The sequence below is a fragment of the Mesorhizobium sp. M7A.F.Ca.MR.362.00.0.0 genome, from assembly GCF_004023175.1.
GTDB lineage: Bacteria > Pseudomonadota > Alphaproteobacteria > Rhizobiales > Rhizobiaceae > Mesorhizobium.
In genome coordinates this window covers 1-245 of record NZ_RZTF01001097.1, presented here as the reverse complement: position 1 = coordinate 245, position 245 = coordinate 1, and the positions used below count along the sequence as shown (strand labels likewise).

Below are 245 nucleotides of genomic sequence, written 5' to 3'. Positions count from 1 at the left end.
ATATGGCAGATGATTACGAAGCCCCTGTTAACGGAAACGACTTGAAGCTGACAATTGACACGAGAGTGCAGACAATTATAGAGCGGGAGCTGGATATCGCCGAACAGACTTACAATCCAGACAGCATAATCGCCATTGCGATGAATCCGAATACAGGTGAAATTATGGGGATGTCAAGCAGACCTGGCTTTGACCAGGCAGATTTCCGTAATGTTTCATCAGAGGTTTTTAACCGAAACTTGCCG

1 pseudogene is annotated in these 245 nt (G+C 45.7%); it reads left to right on the top strand.

The features are described from left to right. Nucleotides 1-41: 41 nt before the first annotated feature. Nucleotides 42-245: pseudogene (locus EOC06_RS39270) on the top strand (stage V sporulation protein D); the annotation flags it as partial.